Below are 20,691 nucleotides of genomic sequence, written 5' to 3'. Positions count from 1 at the left end.
AATGTATATCACACTCACCCCCCCGCCGCAAAAACGGGCAGGGGCGGACCTCAACCATCGCTAGAGAGAATTAGACACTCAATGAACCCGGTTTACTCCCGGGCCGAGTTCCTGACCAGTGCCGCCAGCCTCAAGGGCTTGCCACCGGAAACAGGGCGCGAAGTCGCCTTCGCCGGCCGCTCCAACTCTGGCAAGTCCAGCGCGATCAACACATTGTGCCAGCAAAAGGCGCTGGCGCGTACCAGTAAGACGCCTGGTCGGACTCAGCTCATCAATTTCTTCGCCCTGGACGAGGACCATCGCCTGGTGGACCTGCCCGGCTACGGTTACGCCAAGGTTCCCGAGGCCGTACGCCGCCGCTGGGGACGTCTGATGGAAGAATACCTGGCGGGACGCGAGTGCCTGCGCGGGTTGATCCTGGTGATGGATATCCGCCACCCCCTCACGGAACACGACTGGCAAATGGTGGGCTGGGCCCACCAGCGACAACTGCCCCTGCATGTCCTGCTGACCAAGGCTGACAAGCTCAAGCGGGGCCCTGCCCTGGACACGGTGCGTCAAGTGGCCTCCGCCCTGGGCGCCGAAGACGTGGAAGCCACGGTACAACCCTTCTCATCCCTGAAGAGGCAGGGCGTGGATGATGCCCACTCGGTGCTGGATCACTGGCTCTTCGCCGCCCATCATCCCGAGGCAGAAGCCCCGGAAGTGCTCTGAACGCAGCAGGCGCGCAAAAAAAAGCCCCGGGGCCATTGGGGGTTGGCTGATCCGGGGCAGAGGTTGGCTCGACTTGGGGGAGTTCGAGCCATCCCGCTCAGGGAGGTAAGCGGGAAGCGCCGGGCTGCAGCGCTTAATTCCTGTGACTGTCTGACGGGCTAATGGTTCACTGTTTTTCTCGGGTAAAAGCGCAAAAAAAGCCCCGCATCGCAATGGCGAGGCGGGGCCAGGCTTGGGCTCGACTTGGGGGAGTCAGAGCATCCCGCTCAGGGGGCTAAGCGGGGAGCGCCCCATCCGGGACGCTTAACCCGATGGACAGGGTCTTCAGGGGAAAGTTCTGGTCCCGAAGACCAACGGAACATGGATGTGCCAAAACGTGAAACACATCTCACTGGAGTCGCGGTAGACCTCAGTGCGCATCGTCCCAATTGGTGCCTACCCCCACGTCCACCACCAGCGGCACCTCCAGCTCGGCTGCCTGACACATGAGGCGGTCAAGTGCCTCACGCACCGTGTCCACGGCCCCCTCATCCACCTCGAACACCAGTTCATCATGCACCTGCATGATCATGGTCAGTGGCTGCCCGGAGGACTGGATCCAGGCATCCACTGCCAGCATGGCTCGCTTGATGATATCCGCCGCCGTACCCTGCATGGGGGCGTTGATGGCCAGACGCTCCGCCTGATTACGCACCTGGGCATTGCGGGCCTTGATCTCCGGCAGATACAGACGACGACCGAAGGCCGTCTCCACATACCCCTGCTCCCGGGCCCGGTCCCGGGTGTCGTCCATGTAGGCCTTCACTCCCGGATAGCGGGCAAAGTATCGATCCACATACTCCTGGGCAGCCCCGCGCTCGATGCCCAGTTGCCGGGCCAGTCCGAAGGCTGACATGCCGTAGATCAGACCAAAATTGATGGCCTTGGCAGCCCGCCGCTGCTCCCCGGTGACCTGATCCAGGCCCAGGGACCAGACCTCGGCGGCCGTGGCCTGGTGGATGTCCATGCCCTGATTGAAGGCCTCCACCAGGCCTTTGTCGCCAGACAGATGGGCCATGATGCGTAATTCAATCTGCGAGTAGTCGGCAGCCATGAGCACCCGGCCCGGCGGCGCCACGAAGGCCTGGCGGATGCGCCGTCCCTCAGGCGTGCGCACGGGGATGTTCTGCAGATTGGGCTCCGAGGATGACAGGCGCCCGGTGCTGGTCACCGCCTGATGGTAGGACGTATGCACCCGCCCTGTGTCGGGGTCGATACGGCCCGGCAGCTTGTCGGTATAGGTGGACTTGAGCTTGGAGAGCCCGCGATGCTCCAGGATCAGCCGGGGCAGCGGGTAATCTGCGGCCAGCTGTTCCAGAACATCCTCCGCCGTGGAGGGTTGACCCTTTGGGGTCTTGCGCACCACCGGCAGTTTCTGGCGTTCGAACAGGATCTCCTGAATCTGCTTCGGAGAGCCCAGATTGAAACTGCCACCGGCCACCTCGTGGGCCTCGCGCTCGATCTCTCCCATGCGGTCGGACAGTTCGTGGCTCTGGGTGAAGAGCAGATCCGCGTCCACCCGTACTCCGGCCCGCTCCATGCGCGAGAGCACGGGCACCAGAGGGATCTCCAACTCCTCGTAGATGCGCCGCTGTCCCGTCTCGCCCTGGAGCCGCCCCCAGAGATACTCATGCAGGCGCAGTGTCACGTCCGCATCCTCGGCTGCATAGGGAGCGGCCTCGTCCAGGCGCACCTGGGAGAAGGGAATCTGCTTGGCTCCCTTGCCGGCAACCTCTTCGTAATGGGTTGTGCGGATCCCCAAGTGCCGATCAGCCAGGGTATCCATATCGTGGCGGCTGGCAGTGCTGTTCAGCACATAGGACGAGAGCATGGTGTCGTGGGTGATGCCACGCAACTCGATCCCGTGATTGAGCAGCACATTGCGATCGTACTTGAGATGATGACCCAACTTGGGCCGGCTATCGTCCTCCAGCAGCGGCTTCAACCGGGCCAGGGTCTCCTCAAGGGGCATCTGCCGGGGGGCATCGGCATAATCATGGGCCAGGGGCAGATAGGCGGCCTCACCCGGGCGTACCGAGAACGACACACCCACCACCCGGGCCTGCATGTAATCCAGGCTGGTGGTCTCGGTATCGAAGGCGAACAACTCCGCCGTTTGCAGCCGCTCAAGCCAACGATCCAGCTGTTCCTGTTCGAGCAGAGTCTCGTACTCCACAGGCGCTCCTTCGGTAGCCGCCTGCTCAAGCTGTGCCTGCCCACTCGGCTGATTGCCCTCCAACTCCTTGAGCCAATGGCGGAATTCAAAGCGTTCCAGCAAGCCGCGCAAGGTTTCCGACTCAGGTGGTTGCAGATTCAGCCCCGCAGGGGTCAGATCCAGGTCCAGGTCACAGCGCACCGTGACCAGTTCCCGCGACAAGGGAAGGCTGTCCAGGCTGGCGCGCAGGTTCTCGCCCACCTTGCCCTTGATGCCGTCGGCATGGGCCATGATGGCATCCAGATCCCCATGGGCCTCAAGCCATTTCACTGCCGTTTTGGGGCCCACCTTGTCCACCCCGGGCACATTGTCCGAGGTATCCCCCACCAGGGTCAGGTAATCCACAATCAACGAGGGGGGCACACCAAAGCGCTCCTTCACGCCAGCCTCGTCCAGCGTCGTGCCGGTCATGGTGTTCACCAGGGTCACGCCGGGTTCCACCAGTTGTGCCAGGTCCTTGTCCCCCGTGGAGATCACCACATCCATGCCCCGTCGCCGGGCCTGACGGGCCAGGGTGCCGATCACGTCATCCGCCTCCACCCCTGGCACCACCAGGAGGGGGATACCCATGGCCCGCACCAGTTCATGCAGCGGATCCACCTGCGCCACCAGCTCGTCGGGCATGGGCGGACGATTGGCCTTGTACTGCTCGTAGAGATCATCGCGGAAAGTGCGCCCCTTGGCATCGAAGACCACAACCATGTGCTCGGGCTGATAGTCACTCATCAGCCGCCGCAACATATTGGCCACCCCCAGCACGGCCCCGGTGGGCTCCCCCCGGGAATTGGACAAGGGCGGCAGGGCATGGAAGGCGCGGTACAGGTAGGATGAGCCGTCCACCAGGACCAGGGGCTTGCTGTCAGTCACGGGTTGTTCTCTTGCTTTGGGTACGAGGTCGATGGGGGCCGGCATCGCCGGAAAACCCCATTGTGGCCCGATGCGGAAAAATGACCAAACAATGCGGTTTGCCAAGGCCTGGGAACACGATATGCTTCGATCAAACAATGGAACATCGAGCACATCATGAAGCGTGACCAGCGAGCCGCCCATCCAGGCCTGCAACCCATGGATGACACCATGCTCACCCGAGAGAGCTGGAAGATATTCCAGATCATGGGCGAATTCGTGGAAGGCTTCGAGCGCCTGGCTCGAATCAAGCCCTCGGTGAGCATCTTCGGCTCCGCTCGCATCCCACCGCAAAGCCCCACCTACCAACTGGCCGAGAAGATCGCCCGGGACCTGTCCGATGCCGGTTTTGCCGTGGTCAGCGGCGGCGGCCCCGGCATCATGGAAGCCGCCAACAAGGGGGCTTTTGCGGGCAAGTCACCGAGCATTGGCCTGAACATCAACCTGCCCCATGAGCAAACCGCCAATGCCTATCAGGACGTCTCCCTGGACTTCAGGCACTTCTTCTCCCGCAAGGTGATGTTCGTCAAATACGCATCGGCCTATGTGGTCCTGCCCGGCGGTTTCGGCACACTGGATGAGATGGCGGAGATCCTCACACTGGTCCAGACGGACAAGACCCGCCGTATCCCGATCATCCTGGTGGGCTCGGACTTCTGGAAGGGACTGCTGGACTGGTTTGAGAACACCCTGGTGGCACAGGGGACCATCAACCAGGAGGACCTGAATCTTTACACCGTGGTGGACGATGCCAAATCCGTGGTCGACGCCATCTTCAACTTCTACGAATACGGCGGCCTGGAACCCACCAGCGAAGAGCGCGAGAGGCTCATGGACCTATGAACACGCGTCACGCCCTCACCGCCCTGGCCCTGACCACCTGCCTGGCCACGCCCCTGTCAGCCCAGGAGCAGGCCGCACCGCCCCCCCGCCCCTGCTGGACGATTCGGCCCGGGTCACTCGGGAACTGATGGAACCCCAGGTCACCATCACCGAGCGCGAGGGAGAGCGCATCGAGGAATACCGACTTCAGGGCGAGCTGTACATGATTCGCGTACAACCAGACAATGCACCGGCCTATTACCTGGTGGACACGGACGGCGACGGCCACCTGGAAACCCGGATGGATGAACTGGACCCCAAGATCCTCATCCCAGCCTGGGTGATCTTCAGTTTTTGAAAAACACAACGCCCCCTGGCATTCCGACACCGCCCACCTTTCAGCCCGCCGACGGATCCAGGTTCGTCAACTCACGCCAGCGCGCCAACTGAGACTGGAAATCCTGGTAGGAACGGATCACCCGCCCAGCGGTGCTGTCCTCGTCGGCCATCTCTTCCAGTACCTCATCCGTCAGGCGTCGCAACGAGGCCAGCACCGGATCAGGAAAACGCTGCACGGGCACATCGTACACACTGACGAGCTCATCCAGGGCCTGCTGGTTGCGGGCTGTAAACTCCATGAGCATGTGGTCACTGGCCACCCGACAGGCATGTGTTACCGCCTGTTGAAGCCCGGATGGCAACGCCTCGTAGGCCTCACGGTTAATCAGCGCCTCCACCAGCGAGCTGGGCTGCTGCCAGCCCGGATAGTAGTAATGCCAACCCCAGCGGTGCAGCCCCAGATCCCTGTCCCCATAGGGCCCCACCCACTCGGCCGCGTCGAGGCGCCCCCCTCGCATGGCCTCCGGAATGTCATCACCCGCCATGGACACCACCCGGGCACCGGCGCGACGCATGACCTCCCCACCCAGCCCGGACATGCGAATCGACAACCCTTCCAGATCCGACAACTCGTGAATCTCCTGCTTGAACCACCCCCCCATCTGGGCACCGGTATTCCCACACGGAAAGGGAATCACATCGAAGTGCCGGTAAAGATCCCGCCACAACGCCAGACCCCCACCCTGATACAGCCAGGCATGGGTCTCCTGAGCATTCATGCCAAAGGGCACCGACGTGAACAACTGAGCCGCAGGGCCCACATCCTCCCAGTAATGGGCCGCCCCATGGCCGATCTCCGCCGAGCCACGCGCCACGGCATCAAACACCTCCAGCGCCGGCACCAGATCATCGGCCCCGAAGACCCGTACCGAGATACGCCCCCCGGAGAGCTCATTGATGGCGCGGGCCAGGTACTCGGCGCCCGCTCCCAGTCCCGGCGAACCATGAGGCCAGGCAGTCACCATGCGCCAGTGAAACCGCAACCCCGTATCCCGCACCCCGGTACTCTCACCATTAGCCTCCGGCGAACCGCAGCCCGCCAACGCCCCCGCCGAAGCCAGGGCCGCCAGACCACCCGCCTTACCCAGAAATTCCCTTCGCCGCATGAAAGACCTCACTGGATGTCTTCTTGATCGAATCTCTGAAGCCAATACCACCACGATGCAGGCCGCTGGTGGGTGGTATCCCTGAAAGCGGGCGTTCGCCGCATGGATGCGGCGGTCGAGCCTACAAGGACGTATTCACGGCGTCCCGCGGCCAGGGATAGCGCCCACCAGCGGCCGGGAAAGCACCACCGGCCTCATGACAAGGGCTCCAGCTTGGCATATCCCACCACCAACCACTTGGTGCCCTCGCCATCAAAACGTACCTGCACCCGCGCCGACGACCCCTGACCCTCGCAATCCAGAATCACTCCCTCGCCGAACTTCTTGTGCCGCACCCGCGCCCCCAGGGCCAATCCCTCCGCCGGCGGTTCCTTGACCCGCTGGGTCCGCACCGGCTCTGCCACCGGCCGCCGCAGCGTCGCCCGCGGACGCACATCCTCCAGCAGCCCCTCCGGCAACTCCGCGATGAACCGCGAAGGCGCGTTATAACTCTCCCGCCCGTGCAAACGCCGGCTCTCCGCATGGGTCAGCACCAGACGACGACAGGCCCGAGTGATCCCCACATAGGCCAGACGCCGCTCCTCCTCCAGCCGACCCGGCTCCTCCAGCGACATCCGGTGCGGGAACAAACCCTCCTCCATCCCCACCAGAAACACCAGCGGGAACTCCAGGCCCTTGGCCGAATGCAGTGTCATCAACTGAACACAATCCTCCCAGGCATCTGCCTCCCCCTCACCGGCCTCCAGGGCCGCGTGGGACAGGAACGCGGTCAGCGGGTTCATGTCCTCATGCCGCTCCGGATCATGGACAAACCCCCGGGCCGCGCTGACCAACTCATCCAGGTTGTCCAGCCGCCCCTGGGCCTTCTCCCCCTTCTCCGCCGCATAGTGGGCCTTGAGACCGGAATGCTCGATCACATGTTCCACCTGCTCGTGCAGATCCAGATCCGCGCAGGCAGCAGCCATGTCATCCACCAGCGTCCTGAATCCCCTCAGTGCATGACCCGCCCGAGCCGTGAGGGCGCCCTGCTCCAGCAGGCTGCCAGCGGCATCCCAGAGAGACACACCCTGCTCCCGGGCCTGTTGACGAATCATCGCCACACTGCGCTCTCCCAAGCCTCGCGTGGGTTGATTGATGACCCGCTCCAGGGCTGTGTCATCGCCGCGCGACGCCACCAGTCGCATGTAGCCCAGGGCATCCTTGATCTCGGCACGCTCGAAAAACCGCAACCCCCCATACACCCGGTAGGGGACGCCCGCCTGAATGAGCGTCTCCTCCAGCACCCGCGACTGAGCGTTGGAGCGGTAGAGAATGGCCACCTCACGACAGGCCCCACCCGCCTCCCGCCAGCCGCGGAGTTGGTCGGCGACAAACCGGGCCTCGTCATACTCGTTGAAGGCACCATAGAGGGTGATGGGGTCCCCCTCCAGCCCATCGGTCCACAACTCCTTGCCCAGGCGCGAGCCATTCTGACGGATCAGGGTGTTGGCCGCTCCGAGAATGGTGGCGGTGGAGCGGTAATTCTGCTCCAGTCGCACCGTCAGGGCACCGGGGAAGTCTCGGGTGAACTGCTGGATGTGCTCGATACGGGCACCGCGCCAGCCATAGATGGATTGGTCATCATCACCCACGGCGAACACCGGGGTCTGCTCCCCGGCCAGGAGGCGCAGCCAGGCATACTGGATATCGTTGGTGTCCTGGAACTCATCCACCAGCAAGTGGCGAAAGCGGCTGCGGTAATGCTCCAGCAGCGTCGGGTTGTCACGCAGCAACTCCAGGCTGCGCAGCATGAGCTCGGCGAAGTCCACCACCCCGGCCCGCTGGCAGGCCTGCTCATAGGCCGTGTAGAAGCGGATCATCTGCCGGTTCACCGGGTCACCGGTGTCCTGCATGTGCGCCGAGCGCACCCCCTCATCCTTGCGGCCATTGACGAACCACTGCATCTTGCGTGGTGGCCAATGGGCCTCGTCCAGCTCCAGGGACTTGAGCACGCGCTTCACCAGGCGGTACTGATCGTCCGAGTCCAGGATCTGAAAGTTCTCCGGCAACCTGGCCTCGCGCCAGTGGGCCCGCAGCAGGCGATGGCACAGGCCATGGAAGGTCCCCACCCAAAGCCCCCGGGGCGGCATCCCCAGCAGCGCTTCCAGACGCCCACGCATCTCGTTGGCCGCCTTGTTGGTGAAGGTCACGGCCAGAATGCTGTGAGGCGAGAGGCCCTCCGCCTGGATCAACCAGGCGATGCGGTGCACCAGCACACGGGTCTTGCCGCTGCCGGCGCCGGCCAGCACCAGGATCGGACCAGAGGGGCTGCCCACCGCTTGGCGTTGGGCCTCGTTCAGGGAATCAAACACAGGGGAAACATCCATGGGCGAATCTTATCAAAACCTCGACTCCCGGAACGCACCACTTGCCAGTTCGCCGTTTAGGGTCGAGACTTGATCCTGAGCACAACGCAAGACAGGCATCCCACACCCCACAGCGCCCACAGACAGACACGCCCATGACCAAGCCCAGCCAAGCCCGCGACATGCAGTCCCAATGGGACTCCTCCTTCCTGGACGCGGGCAACGCCGCCTATCTGGAACAACTCTTCGAGGCCTATCAGCAGGACCCTGCCCGGGTCCCGGAGATCTGGCGACAGCACTTCGACGACATCACCCACGGCGGACGCGACACCTCGGTACTCCACAGCCAGGTGCGGGAGGAATTTCGCGAGCTGGCCGAGGCCGGCCCCGGACGTGGCCTGCCCATGGGCAGCCTGGAACACGAACGCAAGCAGGTTCGGGTGTTGCAGTACATCAATGCCTACCGGTTCCTCGGACACCTGCAGGCGGATCTGGACCCGCTGGGTCTGGCCCAGCCGACGTCGCTTCCGGAACTCACCCTGGAACACCATGAACTGTCCGAGCAGGATCTGGGCACCGTGTTCAATACCGGCTCCCTGGTAGGCCCCGACGAGGCCCAGCTCAGGGAGATCACGCGCATCCTCACCGGCACCTACTGCAAGACCCTCGGTGCCGAATACATGCATATCACCGACACCGGGGAAAAGCGCTGGCTGCAGCAAAAGCTGGAATCGGTGCGCGGCGAACCCCAGTTCAGCGACGAGCGTCGGCGCTATATCCTGGATCGCCTGACCGCTGCCGAGGGCCTGGAGCGCTACCTGCACAGCCGCTACGTGGGCCAGAAGCGCTTCTCTCTCGAGGGCGGGGAGAGCCTGATCCCACTGCTGGACGAAATCATTCACCGGGCGGGCGAGCAAGGCGTCAAGGAGACCGTCATGGGCCTGGCCCACCGCGGCCGCCTCAATGTGCTGGTGAACATCCTCGGCAAATCCCCGGCTGAACTCTTCCAGGAATTCGAGGGCACGGGGCGCCGCCACCCGGGCACCGGCGACGTGAAATACCACCTGGGCTTCTCCTCGGATCTACAGACGCCGGGAGGCTCCATGCACGTAGCCCTGGCCTTCAACCCATCTCATCTGGAGATCGTCGGGCCCGTGGTGGAGGGATCGGTGCGGGCGCGCCAGAACCGGCGGGGAGACAAGGAGGGTGATCAGGTTCTGCCCCTGGTGATCCATGGTGACGCCGCCTTTGCCGGCCAGGGCGTGGTCATGGAAACCCTGAACATGTCCCAGACCCGAGGTTTTGCCACCAAGGGCACGGTGCATGTGGTGATCAACAACCAGATCGGCTTCACCACCAGCACCCTCAAGGATGCTCGCTCCACACCCTACTGCACCGATGTGGCCAAGATGGTGAACGCCCCCATCCTGCACGTGAACGGCGACGATCCGGAGATGGTGATGTTCGCCGCCCAGATCGCCCTGGACTACCGCATGACCTTCAAGAAGGATGTGGTCATCGACCTGGTCTGCTACCGGCGACAGGGTCACAACGAGGCGGATGAGCCCGCGGTGACGCAACCGGCCATGTACCAGTGCATCAAGGAGAGCCCCACCACCCGGGCCCGTTATGCCCGGCGCCTGGAACAAGCGGGGGTCATCGATGATGACGAGGCCCGCTCGATGGAGACCTCCCTGCGCACCCGACTGGATACCGGCGAGGGCATCATGCCCTACCTGCTGGAGGACAACGATCAAAGCTATGACAAATCGGTGGACTGGAAGCCCTTCCTGGATCAGGACTGGCGTCAAACGGCCCAGACCCGGGTGGGAAAGGACACGCTGAGGGATCTATGGAAGCGCATCGGCGACATCCCCGAAGGATTCGATATCCATCCCCGGGTCGCCAAGATCATGGACGATCGCCGCAAGATGGCTGCCGGATCCCTGCCCCTGGACTGGGGCTTTGCCGAAACCAGCGCCTATGCCGCGCTGCTGGCCGAGGGGTATCCGGTCAGACTCACCGGCCAGGACAGTGGTCGGGGCACCTTCTTCCACCGACATGCGGTGCTGTTCAATCAGAAGGACGGAGACCGCTGGATCCCGCTGCGGCATGTGTCGGATCGGCAGGCGGATTTTCTGGTGATCGACTCACTGCTCTCCGAGGAAGCGGTACTGGCCTTCGAATATGGCTATGCCACCGCCACACCCAACACCCTCACCCTGTGGGAGGCCCAGTTTGGAGACTTTGCCAACGGCGCCCAGGTGGTCATTGACCAGTTCATCAGTTCCGGTGAACAGAAATGGGGCCGCCTGTGCGGCCTGGTGATGCTGCTGCCCCACGGCTACGAAGGCCAGGGTCCGGAGCACTCTTCGGCGCGCCTGGAGCGCTACATGCAACTGTGCGCACAGAACAACATGCAGGTATGCGTCCCCACCACGCCCGCGCAGATCTTCCATCTGCTACGCCGGCAGATGGTGCGCCCGTACCGCAAGCCCCTGGTGGTCATGACGCCCAAGAGCCTGCTGCGCCACAAGCTGGCGGTCAGCAGCCTGGAAGATCTCACCGAGGGTCGTTTCCACAATGTGATCGGCGAGATCGATGATCTGGATCCGAAGGGCGTGACCCGGGTGGTCATGTGCTCCGGCAAGGTCTATTACGACCTGCTCGAACGCCGCCGCAAGGAAGAGAAGCACTCGATCGCCGTGCTGCGTATCGAGCAGCTCTATCCCTTCCCGGAGGAAGATCTGTCCCGTGCCCTGGATGTCTTCCCCAACGCCAAGGAGTTCTACTGGGTGCAGGAAGAACCGCTCAATCAGGGTGCGTGGTATTCCAGCCAGCATCACATGCGCACCCTGCTTGGCCCTGACCGTTACCTGCAGCATGTGACCCGGCCCGCCAGCGCGGCACCCGCCGTGGGACACCTGGATGTGCACGTGAAGCAGCAGGAAGCCCTGATCGAACGCGCCCTGCGTCAGTCGTAGGCAGCGATCATCCCATCGCGCCAGTGGACGCATTCATTGATACCCTCGGCAGAGCCACCGCCCATGCCCCTCTCGCCGAAACCAATAAGGACAAGATGATATGAGTACAGAGGTCAAGATCCCGCAACTTCCCGAATCCGTGTCCGATGCCACCATCGTCTCCTGGCACAAGCGTCCCGGTGACGCCGTTCAGCGGGACGAGATCCTGGTGGATATCGAGACCGACAAGGTGGTTCTCGAGGTCCCCGCGCCCCAGGACGGTGTCATGGAAGACATTATCGAAGACGAGGGATCGGTGGTCACCGCCGGGCAGGTGATTGGCCATGTGAAGGCTGGCGAAGAGACGGATTCGGGCGGCAAGGGGTCGGGCAAGAAGAAGTCCGGCAAGAAAGACAGCGGCAAGGACAAGCGGGCGGACAAGGACAACAAGCCAGACAGCGACGCCGGGGAGGCAGCGAGCTCGTCACGAAGCCAGACCGGGGATGATCCGGCCCTGAGCCCCGCGGTACGCAAGCTGATCAACGAACATGACCTGGATGCGGGGCAAATCCAGGGCAGCGGCAAGGGTGGACGCATCCTCAAGGAGGACGTGGTCAAGCACCTGGAAGAGATGGATACCGACTCCGCCCCGACACCCGAGCCCAAAGCCGAGTCCAAGAGCGATCAGGACGCACCCGCCGCACAGGCAGGGAAGAAGCCAGCGGCGGCCCCTCCGGCCAGCAGTGCCAGCACCGCCGGCGGACGCACGGAGAAGCGCGTTCCCATGACCCGGCTCCGGGCACGGGTGGCGGAGCGGCTGGTGGAAGCCCAACAGACGGCGGCCATGCTCACCACCTTCAATGAGGTGAACATGAAGCCGGTCATGGAGCTGCGAGCCCAGTACAAGGATCGCTTCGAGAAGCGTCACGGCGTGCGCCTGGGTTTCATGTCCTTCTTCGTCAAGGCGGCCACCGAGGCGCTCAAGCGCTTCCCGGAAGTGAATGCCTCCATCGACGGCAAGGACATCGTTTACCACGGCTATTTCGACATCGGCATCGCCGTCTCGGCCCCTCGAGGCCTGGTGGTGCCCATCCTCAGGGATACGGACAGCCTCACCATGTCGGATGTGGAGCGCAACATCAATGAGTTTGGCAAACGGGCCGAATCAGGCAACCTGAGTATGGAGGATCTTACCGGGGGCACGTTCACCATCTCCAACGGTGGCATATTCGGCTCGCTGCTCTCCACCCCCATCATCAATCCGCCGCAAAGCGCCATCCTGGGCATGCACCGTATTCAGGAGCGACCCATGGCCGAGAACGGCCAGGTGGTGATCCGTCCCATGATGTACCTGGCCCTGTCCTATGACCATCGCCTGGTGGATGGACGGGAGGCCGTGCAGTTCCTGGTCACCATCAAGGACATGCTGGAGGATCCGGCCCGCCTGCTGCTGGAGGTGTGACCCCCCCCCCCCCGCAGCCTGAAATCATATGCCGGCTCTCGGGCCGGCAACACCAGACATCGACAAGAAAGATCGGGAGCCAGACATCATGGCAGAACAGGAATATGACGTAGTGGTCATCGGTGGTGGCCCGGCCGGCTATGTGGCCGCCATCCGCTGTGCCCAGTTGGGCCTGAAGACGGCCTGTATCGACCGCTGGCAGGACCCGGAGGGCAAGGAGCGTCTGGGCGGTACCTGCCTGAACGTGGGGTGCATTCCCTCCAAGGCCTTGCTGGAATCTTCCGAGTTGTACGAGCACAGCCAGAAGCACTTGCAAACCCATGGGGTGCGTTGCGGCCAGGTGGAACTGGATCTGGCCGGGATGATGGCACGCAAGGATCGTCTGGTGAACAACCTCACCCAGGGTATCCAGGGGTTGTTCAAGGCCAACCAGGTGGAGTGGTTCAAGGGCCACGGCCAGCTTCAGGCCGAGCGCCGGGTACACTTCACCAGCCACGATGGCAAGGAGCAGATGCTGCAGGCCAGGCATGTGATCCTGGCCCCGGGCTCTTTTCCCGTGGAGCTGGGCTGCGCGCCCTTTGACCGGGAATACATTGTCAGCTCCACCGGTGCCCTGCGCTTTGCGGAGGTGCCCAAGCGCCTGGGGGTGATCGGTGCCGGTGTGATCGGCCTGGAGTTGGGTAGTGTCTGGCGGCGCCTGGGTTCCGAGGTGGTGATGCTGGAGGCGCAGGACCGCTTCCTGTCCTTCTGTGATGATCAGGTGGCCAATGAGTCGCTGAAGATCATGAGCAAGCAGGGCCTGGACATCCGTCTTTCGGCCCGGGTGACTGCCACAAAGGTGGACAAGGACAAGGGCCAGGTCTCGGTGGTGTATGAGGATGAGAACGGCCAGCATGAGGAACGCTTTGATCGTCTGGTCGTCTGTGTGGGACGAAGGCCAGCCACCGATGGCCTGATCAGCGGCCCGGTGGAATTGGCCATGGATGAGCGTGGCACCATCCATGTGAACGAGCACTGTGAGACGACCCTGCCCGGGGTATATGCCATCGGTGATGCGGTACGCGGGCCGATGCTGGCCCATAAGGGTTCCGAGGAAGGCGTCATGGTGGCGGAGCGCATTGCGGAGATGGGCAGCACGGTGAATTACGACACCATTCCCAATGTGATTTACACCTTGCCGGAGATCGCCTGGGTGGGTCGGACGGAGCAGGATCTGAAAAAGCAGGGTATTCCTTATGCCGCCGGGGTGTTTCCCTTTGTGGCGTCGGGCCGGGCCCGGGCCATGGAGGATACGACGGGGTTTGTGAAGCTGCTGGCCCACGCGGAGACAGATCGTATCCTGGGGGCGCATATCATCAGTTCACGGGCTTCGGAGTTGATCGCCGAGTGTGTGATCGCGATGGAGTTCGGGGCCTGCAGCGAGGATCTGGCACGCACGGTGTTTGCCCATCCCACCCTGTCGGAGGCGATCCACGAGGCGGCCCTGGCGACCCTGGGGCATCCGCTGCATATTCCGCCCAAGGGGAAGCGGGGGTAGTCTCCACGGGTCGTTCGCGAACGACCCGTGAGGGGCCTGGGGCAGCGAGTGCCTCAGGTTCAGGCTTCGGGGCATCAGATACCCCGGCCGCGGGCGCTTCCCGAAGCGCCCCTACTGGGATCGAGCCTTCCCCAACATCGTGTGCCCGGTAGGGGTCGTTCGCGAACGACCCGTGAGGGACCTGGGGCAGCGAGTGCCTCAGGTTCAGGCTTCGGGGCATCAGATACCCCGGCCGCGGGCGCTTCCCGAAGCGCCCCTACTGGGATCGAGCCTTCCCCAACATCGTGCCCGGTAGGGGTCGTTCGCGAACGACCCGTGAGGGACCTGGGGCAGCGAGTGCCTCAGGTTCAGGCTTCGGGGCATCAGACACCCCGGCCGCGGGCGCTTCCCGAAGCGCCCCTACTGGGATCGAGCCTTCCCCAACCAGCTTGCCCGGTAGGGGTCGTTCGCGAACGACCCGGGCGGCGGCTCCCGACGTTACGACTCCTGCAGAGCCGACCGTTTCCATACGGCGCCCAGCAGGAAGGCCAGGCCCAGGGTGCCCAAGACCCAGGCGGGCCAGGGGACAGTGAGCAGTTCCGGCATCTCCGGGGACTGGGAGGTGAGCAGCACGGCGCCCAGGGCCAGGGCGCTGCCCATCACGGCATAGACCGTGCGCCGATTGGATTCGCGGATCTCTCTCTGCAATTGGTATAACTGGGCCTGCTGCAGGGCCTGGCGCTCATCTGCGGTGGCCTGCTGGCGCAGGGTCTCGTGGATCAGCCCGGGCAGGTCCGGGGCCTTTTCCAGGATGAAGGGAAGATTGCGTCTCAGGCCCTTGACCAGGGCCCGTACACCCACCTGCTCGTCCATCCAGCGCTGAATGAAGGGGCGGGCCGTCTGCCACAGGTCCAGTTCAGGGTAGAGGTCGCGACCCATGCCCTCGATGTTGAGCAGGGTCTTCTCCAGCAGGACCAGCTGGGGCTGCACTTCCATATTGAAGCGTCGGGCCGTCTGGAAAAGGCGCACCAGGACGTGGCCGAAGGAGATGTCCTTGAGGGGTTTTTCGAAGATGGGTTCGCAGACAGTGCGGATGGCACCTTCCAGGTCGGCCACCCGCACATCGGACGGAACCCAACCGGACTCTACGTGCAGTTCCGCCACCCGAGCATAGTCGCGGTTGAAGAAGGCATAGAAGTTTTCTGCCAGGTAGCGCTGGTCAGCCGGTGACAGGGTGCCGACGATGCCAAAATCCACTGCCAGGTAGCTGGGGTCGGCGGGGTCGGTGGCGTCGATGAAGACGTTGCCCGGGTGCATGTCGGCGTGGAAGAAGTTATGGCGGAACACTTGGGTGAAGAAGACCTCGACACCACGCTCGGCCAGCAGTTTGAGATCCACGCCCCGGGCCTTGAGGGTGGCCACGTCGGACACGGGTACCCCGTGGATGCGTTCCATCACCATGACATTGCGACGGCAGTAGTCCCAGTGCACCTCGGGGGTGTAGAGCACATCGGAGCCTTCGAAATTGCGACGCAGCTGTGAGGCGTTAGCGGCCTCCCGGAGCAGGTCCAGTTCGTCGATGATGGTCTGTTCGTACTCGCGCACCACTTCCACGGGCCGCAGGCGCCGCCCCTCGGGCCAGTAGCGTTCCGCCAGTTCGGCGATCACGTACATCAGTTCCACATCGCGACGGATGGCCTTCTCGATATTGGGGCGCAGCACCTTGACCACCACCCGTCGTCCGTCATGAAGGACCGCACCATGCACCTGGGCGATGGAAGCCGAGGCCATGGGCGTGGCCTCGAAGGAGGCAAACAACGTCTCGATGGGATAGCCCAGGGCCTTTTCGATGATCGTCCGCGCCTCCTCATTGGGAAACGGGGGCACCCGATCCTGCAACCGCGAGAGTTCATGAGCGATGTCGTCTGGCAGCAGATCGCGCCGGGTGGAGACCATCTGCCCGAACTTGATGAAGATGGGGCCAAGATCCTCCAGGGCACGGCGAATACGCTCGCCTCGCTCATAGGGCACCGTGCGAAACCAGTTCCACGGGGCCAGATAGAGCAAGAAACGCACCGGCCGGAACAGACGGATCGCCAAAACCACCTCATCCAGGCCATGACGGATGAGCACGCGGTTGATGGTCACCAGCCGGAGCAGCTGGGCGGGATGCAGGTGCTGCAGCATTTAGGTTCTCATGATCTGGCCCGGTCCCGGGCTTGTTCGAGGCGCTGGATGCGCGCCTCCAGGCGGTCGGCGTCGCTACGCAAACCATCCACTCCATCCATGAAGGCCTCCACCTGCGCACGGGCTGGCAGGGTCTGGGTCTCTTCCTGAAGGTATTCGGCCACGTCTCCGCGAAAGGATTCGCGAGCACGCTGAAGCCAGGACTCGAACTCCCGAAAGGCTTCACCGGCCCGGTGGGCAAACAGGTCGCCGGTGAATCGTGACAGCAGTTCCTCCCAGTCCAGGTCCACCCGGCGCAGCAGGTCATTGAAATGCCGCGCCAGTTCCACGTCCCCCACCAGGGTGACGGATTCGGGCATGCGGGCGGTGGGTTCGCTGGCCAGCAGGCCGGCCAGGGCCAGGGGGGTGCCGGCAATGTGCGCGTCCGGGTCCCCATCGAACTGTCCGGAGACCTGCAGGGTTTCCTCACCGGGGACGAAATACAGGGTCACGCCGACGCCGCTCACGTGCAGCGCCACCACGCCCCCCTTCAGGGCCGCCAACCGCTGACGACTGCCCGGATCCATGGAGAGATACTGGTTGATGGCCCCTTCCAGCAGGGCGGTGACCGGTGTCGGTGCGATGGTCATGTCAGCTCTCCTGTACACGTGGCTGTTTGGGTAGGTGCATGGTGGGCGCGCGCCCGTCATGCCTACAGCTTGTAACCCTTGTGCAGCGCCACCACGCCCCCCGTGAGGTTGTGGTAGTCACATCGCTCGAAGCCGGCGGTTTCCATCATCTGCTTGAGGGTTTCCTGATCCGGATGCATGCGGATGCTCTCCGCCAGGTAGCGATAGCTTTCGGCATCGTTGGCCACCAGCTTGCCCATCATCGGTAAGGCCTTGAAGCTGTAAAGATCGTAGATCTGGCTGAAACCCTTGGAGGTGGGCTGGGAGAACTCCAGCACCAGCAGCTTGCCACCGGGCTTGAGCACCCGCAGCATGGAAACCAGGGCCTTGTTCTTGTCGGTGACATTGCGCAGGCCGAAGGCGATGGTGATCAGGTCGAAATAGTCATCTGGGTAGGGCAGGCACTCGGCATTGCCCTGCACGTAGTTGAGGTTTTCCACCAGCCCCTCGTCCACGAGACGGGCGCGACCGCATTCCAGCATGGAGGCATTGATATCACACAGCACCACATGGCCTTTGGGGCCGACGATGCGTGAGAATTTCGCCGCCAGGTCACCGGTCCCACCGGCCAGGTCCAGAATCTTCCAACCCGGGCGCGCGGCGGCCACTTCGATGGTGAAACGTTTCCAGGCCCGATGGATCCCCATGGACATGAGATCGTTCATCACGTCATAGCGCTGCGCCACCGAGTGGAACACCTGCCCCACCCGCTTGGCCTTTTCCGTTACCGGCACACGTTCGTAGCCGAAATCAGTGGTCTTGTCGTCGGACATGCCTGCTCCCATTGTCAGCCCTTGCGCTGGTGACCCGCGGCCGCCAGTCGCTCCAGGTACTTTTCCCACAACTGGTCCTGATGGGCGCCCAGGTGGTAGAGGTAATTCCAGTCATAGATGCCGGTGTCGTGCCCATCGGAAAACACCAGCTTGATGCCGTAATGGCCTACCGGCTCGATACCGGTGATGTTCACGTCTTCCTTGTCCACCTGCAGCACCTCCTGTCCCGGCCCGTGGCCGGTGACCTCTGCCGAGGGCGAGTGCACCCGCAGGAACTCGCAACCGAGCCGGTGCGTTTCGCCATCCGTATAGACCAGTTCCAGAACGCGCGACTGCTGGTGCAGCCGGATATCGGTGGGGCGGTGCTTGGCGGTCATCGTATTGATACTCCCTCGCCGAGGGAACGACCCCCCGACCGGTGAGGAACCCTAGAGGATATAACGGCTCAAGTCCTCGTCCTGAACCAGATCATCCAGGCGCTGGTTCACGTAGTCGGCATCGATGCGGATGGGGCTGGAGCAGTCGGGGGCCTCGTAGGAAATCACCTCCACGACCCGTTCCATCACGGTATGCAGTCGCCGAGCACCAATGTTTTCGGTGCGCTCGTTCACCTGGAAGGCGATCTCCGCCAGACGCCGCACCCCATCGTCGGTGAACTCCACGGTCACGCCCTCGGTGGCCATCAAGGCGGCATACTGCTCGGTCAGTGAGGCCTTGGGTTCGGTGAGGATGCGCACGAAGTCTTCGGCGGTCAGGGCTTCCAGTTCCACCCGGATGGGCAGTCGGCCCTGCAGTTCGGGGATCAGGTCGGAAGGTTTGGAAAGATGGAAGGCGCCGGAGGCAATGAACAGGATGTGGTCGGTGTGCACCGAGCCCACCTTGGTGGTCACGGTACAACCTTCCACCAGGGGCAGCAGATCGCGCTGCACACCCTCGCGGGAGACATCGCCGCCACTGTATTCCCCCTTGCGCACCACCTTGTCGATCTCGTCCAGGAAGACGATGCCGTTCTGCTCCACATGGGAGACGGCACGCAGCTTGATGTCCTCATCGTTGAGCAGGCGCGCGGCCTCCTCATCGGTGATGAGCTTGAAGGCTTCCTTGATCTTGAGCTTGCGATTACGGGTGCGCTGCCCACCCAGGTTCTGGAACAGCCCCTGCAGTTGGCTGGCCATGTCTTCCATACCCGGGGGTGACATGATCTCCACGCCGGAGGGAATGGCCTGCACCTGGATCTCGATCTCCTTGTCGTCCAGCTTGCCTTCGCGCAGGCGCTTGCGGAATTTCTGCCGGGTCTCGTTATCCTGGCGGGTAGGTTGGGGTTCTTCCGCCATGAAGCCGGTGCCGCTGCTGCGCGGTGGCGGCAGCAGGGCATCCAGAATGCGCTCCTCGGCGGCCTCCTCGGCGCGGGGGCGCATCTTTTCCATTTCCTGCTCGCGCACCATCTTCACCGCGGCCTCCACCAGATCGCGGATGATGGATTCCACGTCCCGGCCCACATAGCCCACTTCAGTGAACTTGGTCGCCTCCACCTTGATGAACGGGGCATTGGCCAGACGCGCCAGGCGCCGGGCAATCTCCGTCTTGCCCACCCCGGTGGGGCCGATCATGAGGATGTTCTTGGGAGTGACTTCCCGGGCCAGCTCCGGCGGCAGCTGCTGGCGGCGCCAGCGATTGCGCAAGGCGATGGCCACCGAGCGTTTGGCAGGATCCTGACCGATGATGAAGCGGTCCAGCTCCTGAACGATTTCTCTGGGTGTCATCTCAGACATGGGAACATCCCTTCATAAGACATGGGGACTGGGGTTTGACCGCAATACGACCGAGCATCACAGCTCTTCCATGCTCAGGTTGCGGTTGGTATAGATGCATATGTCGGCGGCGATGTTCAAGGCCTTTTCGGTAATCTCTCGAGCCTCCAGTTCCGTGTTTTCCATCAACGCACGGGCCGCGGCCTGGGCGAAGGGGCCGCCGGAGCCGATGGCAATCAGGCCTTCCTCGGGCTCGATCACGTCCCCGTTGCCGGAGATGATCAGCGAGGCCTCCTGGTCGGCCACGGCCAGCAGGGCCTCCAGGCGACGCAGGCTGCGCTCGGTGCGCCAGTCCTTCGCCAGTTCCACGGCGGCGCGCACCAGGTTGCCGCTGTATTTCTCCAGCTTGCCCTCGAAGCGCTCGAACAGGGTGAAGGCGTCGGCGGTGCCGCCAGCGAAACCCGCCAGGACCTTGTCATGATGCAGACGCCGCACCTTGCGGGCGTTGCCCTTCATGACCGTGTTACCCAGGGAGACCTGACCGTCGCCGCCCAGGGCGACCCGGCCATTGCGACGGACGCTGACGATGGTGGTGCCGCGAAACTGTTCCAAGAAAAGACTCCGATGTGCCGCGATTCAAAAGGGGCATTGTAACGGAAAGATCTGCCATGAGGGATGGGCAACGGCCCCGCTGGAAGAGGCCCCCTGCCGCGAATGGCAAAACGCCTCAAGTTTGCCACCCAAACCGGAGATCGGAGTGGCCCTCGGGGAGCTGGCCTGCCAGCGATGCGCTGCGCCAGCAGCGCCCGGACCAGGCCCTGTGCC

Annotated in this window: 15 protein-coding genes; 6 read left to right on the top strand and 9 right to left on the bottom strand. The window is 63.3% G+C overall.

The window, feature by feature from the left end; all coding sequences use genetic code 11:
• Positions 1 to 81: 81 nt before the first annotated feature.
• Positions 82 to 714, top strand: coding sequence for a ribosome biogenesis GTP-binding protein YihA/YsxC (yihA, locus tag BMY52_RS05405; RefSeq protein WP_090251883.1), 633 nt, complete (start codon positions 82 to 84; stop codon positions 712 to 714).
• A gap of 409 nt (positions 715 to 1,123) precedes the next feature.
• On the opposite strand, the gene polA is transcribed toward yihA, so the two are convergent.
• A complete protein-coding gene (polA, locus tag BMY52_RS05400; RefSeq protein WP_218140397.1) occupies positions 1,124 to 3,880 on the bottom strand; it encodes a DNA polymerase I in 2,757 nt (918 codons plus the stop codon).
• A gap of 111 nt (positions 3,881 to 3,991) precedes the next feature.
• Between polA and BMY52_RS05395 the strand changes: the two genes are divergently transcribed.
• Both BMY52_RS05395 and BMY52_RS15605 read left to right on the top strand, forming a co-directional pair.
• Complete coding sequence (locus BMY52_RS05395; RefSeq protein WP_090251879.1) at positions 3,992 to 4,717, top strand: LOG family protein; 726 nt, start codon at positions 3,992 to 3,994, stop codon at positions 4,715 to 4,717.
• A gap of 127 nt (positions 4,718 to 4,844) precedes the next feature.
• Entirely contained in the window at positions 4,845 to 5,054 is a 210-nt protein-coding gene (locus BMY52_RS15605) for a DUF2782 domain-containing protein (RefSeq protein ID WP_245740616.1), read from the top strand.
• Positions 5,055 to 5,094: 40 nt separating this feature from the next.
• Here the strand turns inward: BMY52_RS15605 and BMY52_RS05385 are convergent, their stop codons facing one another.
• Positions 5,095 to 6,201: a TRAP transporter substrate-binding protein gene (locus BMY52_RS05385; protein ID WP_090251874.1), complete on the bottom strand. Its 1,107-nt coding sequence runs from the start codon at positions 6,199 to 6,201 to the stop codon at positions 5,095 to 5,097.
• A gap of 194 nt (positions 6,202 to 6,395) precedes the next feature.
• Complete coding sequence (uvrD, locus tag BMY52_RS05380; protein ID WP_090251871.1) at positions 6,396 to 8,567, bottom strand: DNA helicase II; 2,172 nt, start codon at positions 8,565 to 8,567, stop codon at positions 6,396 to 6,398.
• Between the two features lie 134 nt (positions 8,568 to 8,701).
• Between uvrD and BMY52_RS05375 the strand changes: the two genes are divergently transcribed.
• The 3 genes from BMY52_RS05375 to lpdA all read left to right on the top strand — a co-directional run bounded on the left by BMY52_RS05375 (position 8,702) and on the right by lpdA (position 14,508).
• Entirely contained in the window at positions 8,702 to 11,530 is a 2,829-nt protein-coding gene (locus BMY52_RS05375) for a 2-oxoglutarate dehydrogenase E1 component (protein WP_090251868.1), read from the top strand.
• A gap of 100 nt (positions 11,531 to 11,630) precedes the next feature.
• Positions 11,631 to 12,971, top strand: coding sequence for a 2-oxoglutarate dehydrogenase complex dihydrolipoyllysine-residue succinyltransferase (odhB, locus tag BMY52_RS05370; RefSeq protein ID WP_090251866.1), 1,341 nt, complete (start codon positions 11,631 to 11,633; stop codon positions 12,969 to 12,971).
• A gap of 88 nt (positions 12,972 to 13,059) precedes the next feature.
• Positions 13,060 to 14,508 (top strand): dihydrolipoyl dehydrogenase, encoded by a 1,449-nt coding sequence (gene lpdA / locus BMY52_RS05365; protein ID WP_090252061.1) that lies wholly within the window; start codon positions 13,060 to 13,062, stop codon positions 14,506 to 14,508.
• Between the two features lie 477 nt (positions 14,509 to 14,985).
• On the opposite strand, the gene ubiB is transcribed toward lpdA, so the two are convergent.
• From ubiB to hslV, 6 genes are all read right to left on the bottom strand, one after another.
• Positions 14,986 to 16,674 (bottom strand): ubiquinone biosynthesis regulatory protein kinase UbiB, encoded by a 1,689-nt coding sequence (gene ubiB / locus BMY52_RS05360; protein ID WP_090251863.1) that lies wholly within the window; start codon positions 16,672 to 16,674, stop codon positions 14,986 to 14,988.
• A gap of 8 nt (positions 16,675 to 16,682) precedes the next feature.
• Positions 16,683 to 17,303, bottom strand: a complete 621-nt coding sequence (locus BMY52_RS05355) for a ubiquinone biosynthesis accessory factor UbiJ (RefSeq protein WP_090251861.1) — start codon at positions 17,301 to 17,303, stop codon at positions 16,683 to 16,685.
• A gap of 62 nt (positions 17,304 to 17,365) precedes the next feature.
• Entirely contained in the window at positions 17,366 to 18,115 is a 750-nt protein-coding gene (gene ubiE, locus BMY52_RS05350; protein WP_090251859.1) for a bifunctional demethylmenaquinone methyltransferase/2-methoxy-6-polyprenyl-1,4-benzoquinol methylase UbiE, read from the bottom strand.
• Between the two features lie 14 nt (positions 18,116 to 18,129).
• Positions 18,130 to 18,492: a gamma-butyrobetaine hydroxylase family protein gene (locus tag BMY52_RS05345; protein ID WP_090251857.1), complete on the bottom strand. Its 363-nt coding sequence runs from the start codon at positions 18,490 to 18,492 to the stop codon at positions 18,130 to 18,132.
• A gap of 51 nt (positions 18,493 to 18,543) precedes the next feature.
• Complete coding sequence (hslU, locus tag BMY52_RS05340) at positions 18,544 to 19,887, bottom strand: ATP-dependent protease ATPase subunit HslU (protein ID WP_090251855.1); 1,344 nt, start codon at positions 19,885 to 19,887, stop codon at positions 18,544 to 18,546.
• A gap of 57 nt (positions 19,888 to 19,944) precedes the next feature.
• Positions 19,945 to 20,478, bottom strand: a complete 534-nt coding sequence (gene hslV / locus BMY52_RS05335) for an ATP-dependent protease subunit HslV (protein WP_090251852.1) — start codon at positions 20,476 to 20,478, stop codon at positions 19,945 to 19,947.
• Positions 20,479 to 20,691 lie beyond the last annotated feature (213 nt).

The sequence above is a fragment of the Ectothiorhodospira marina genome, assembly GCF_900109495.1.
Taxonomy (GTDB): Bacteria; Pseudomonadota; Gammaproteobacteria; order Ectothiorhodospirales; family Ectothiorhodospiraceae; genus Ectothiorhodospira; species Ectothiorhodospira marina.
The sequence above is the reverse complement of the archived record's forward strand: the minus strand, read 5'-3'. Positions and strand labels throughout refer to the sequence as shown.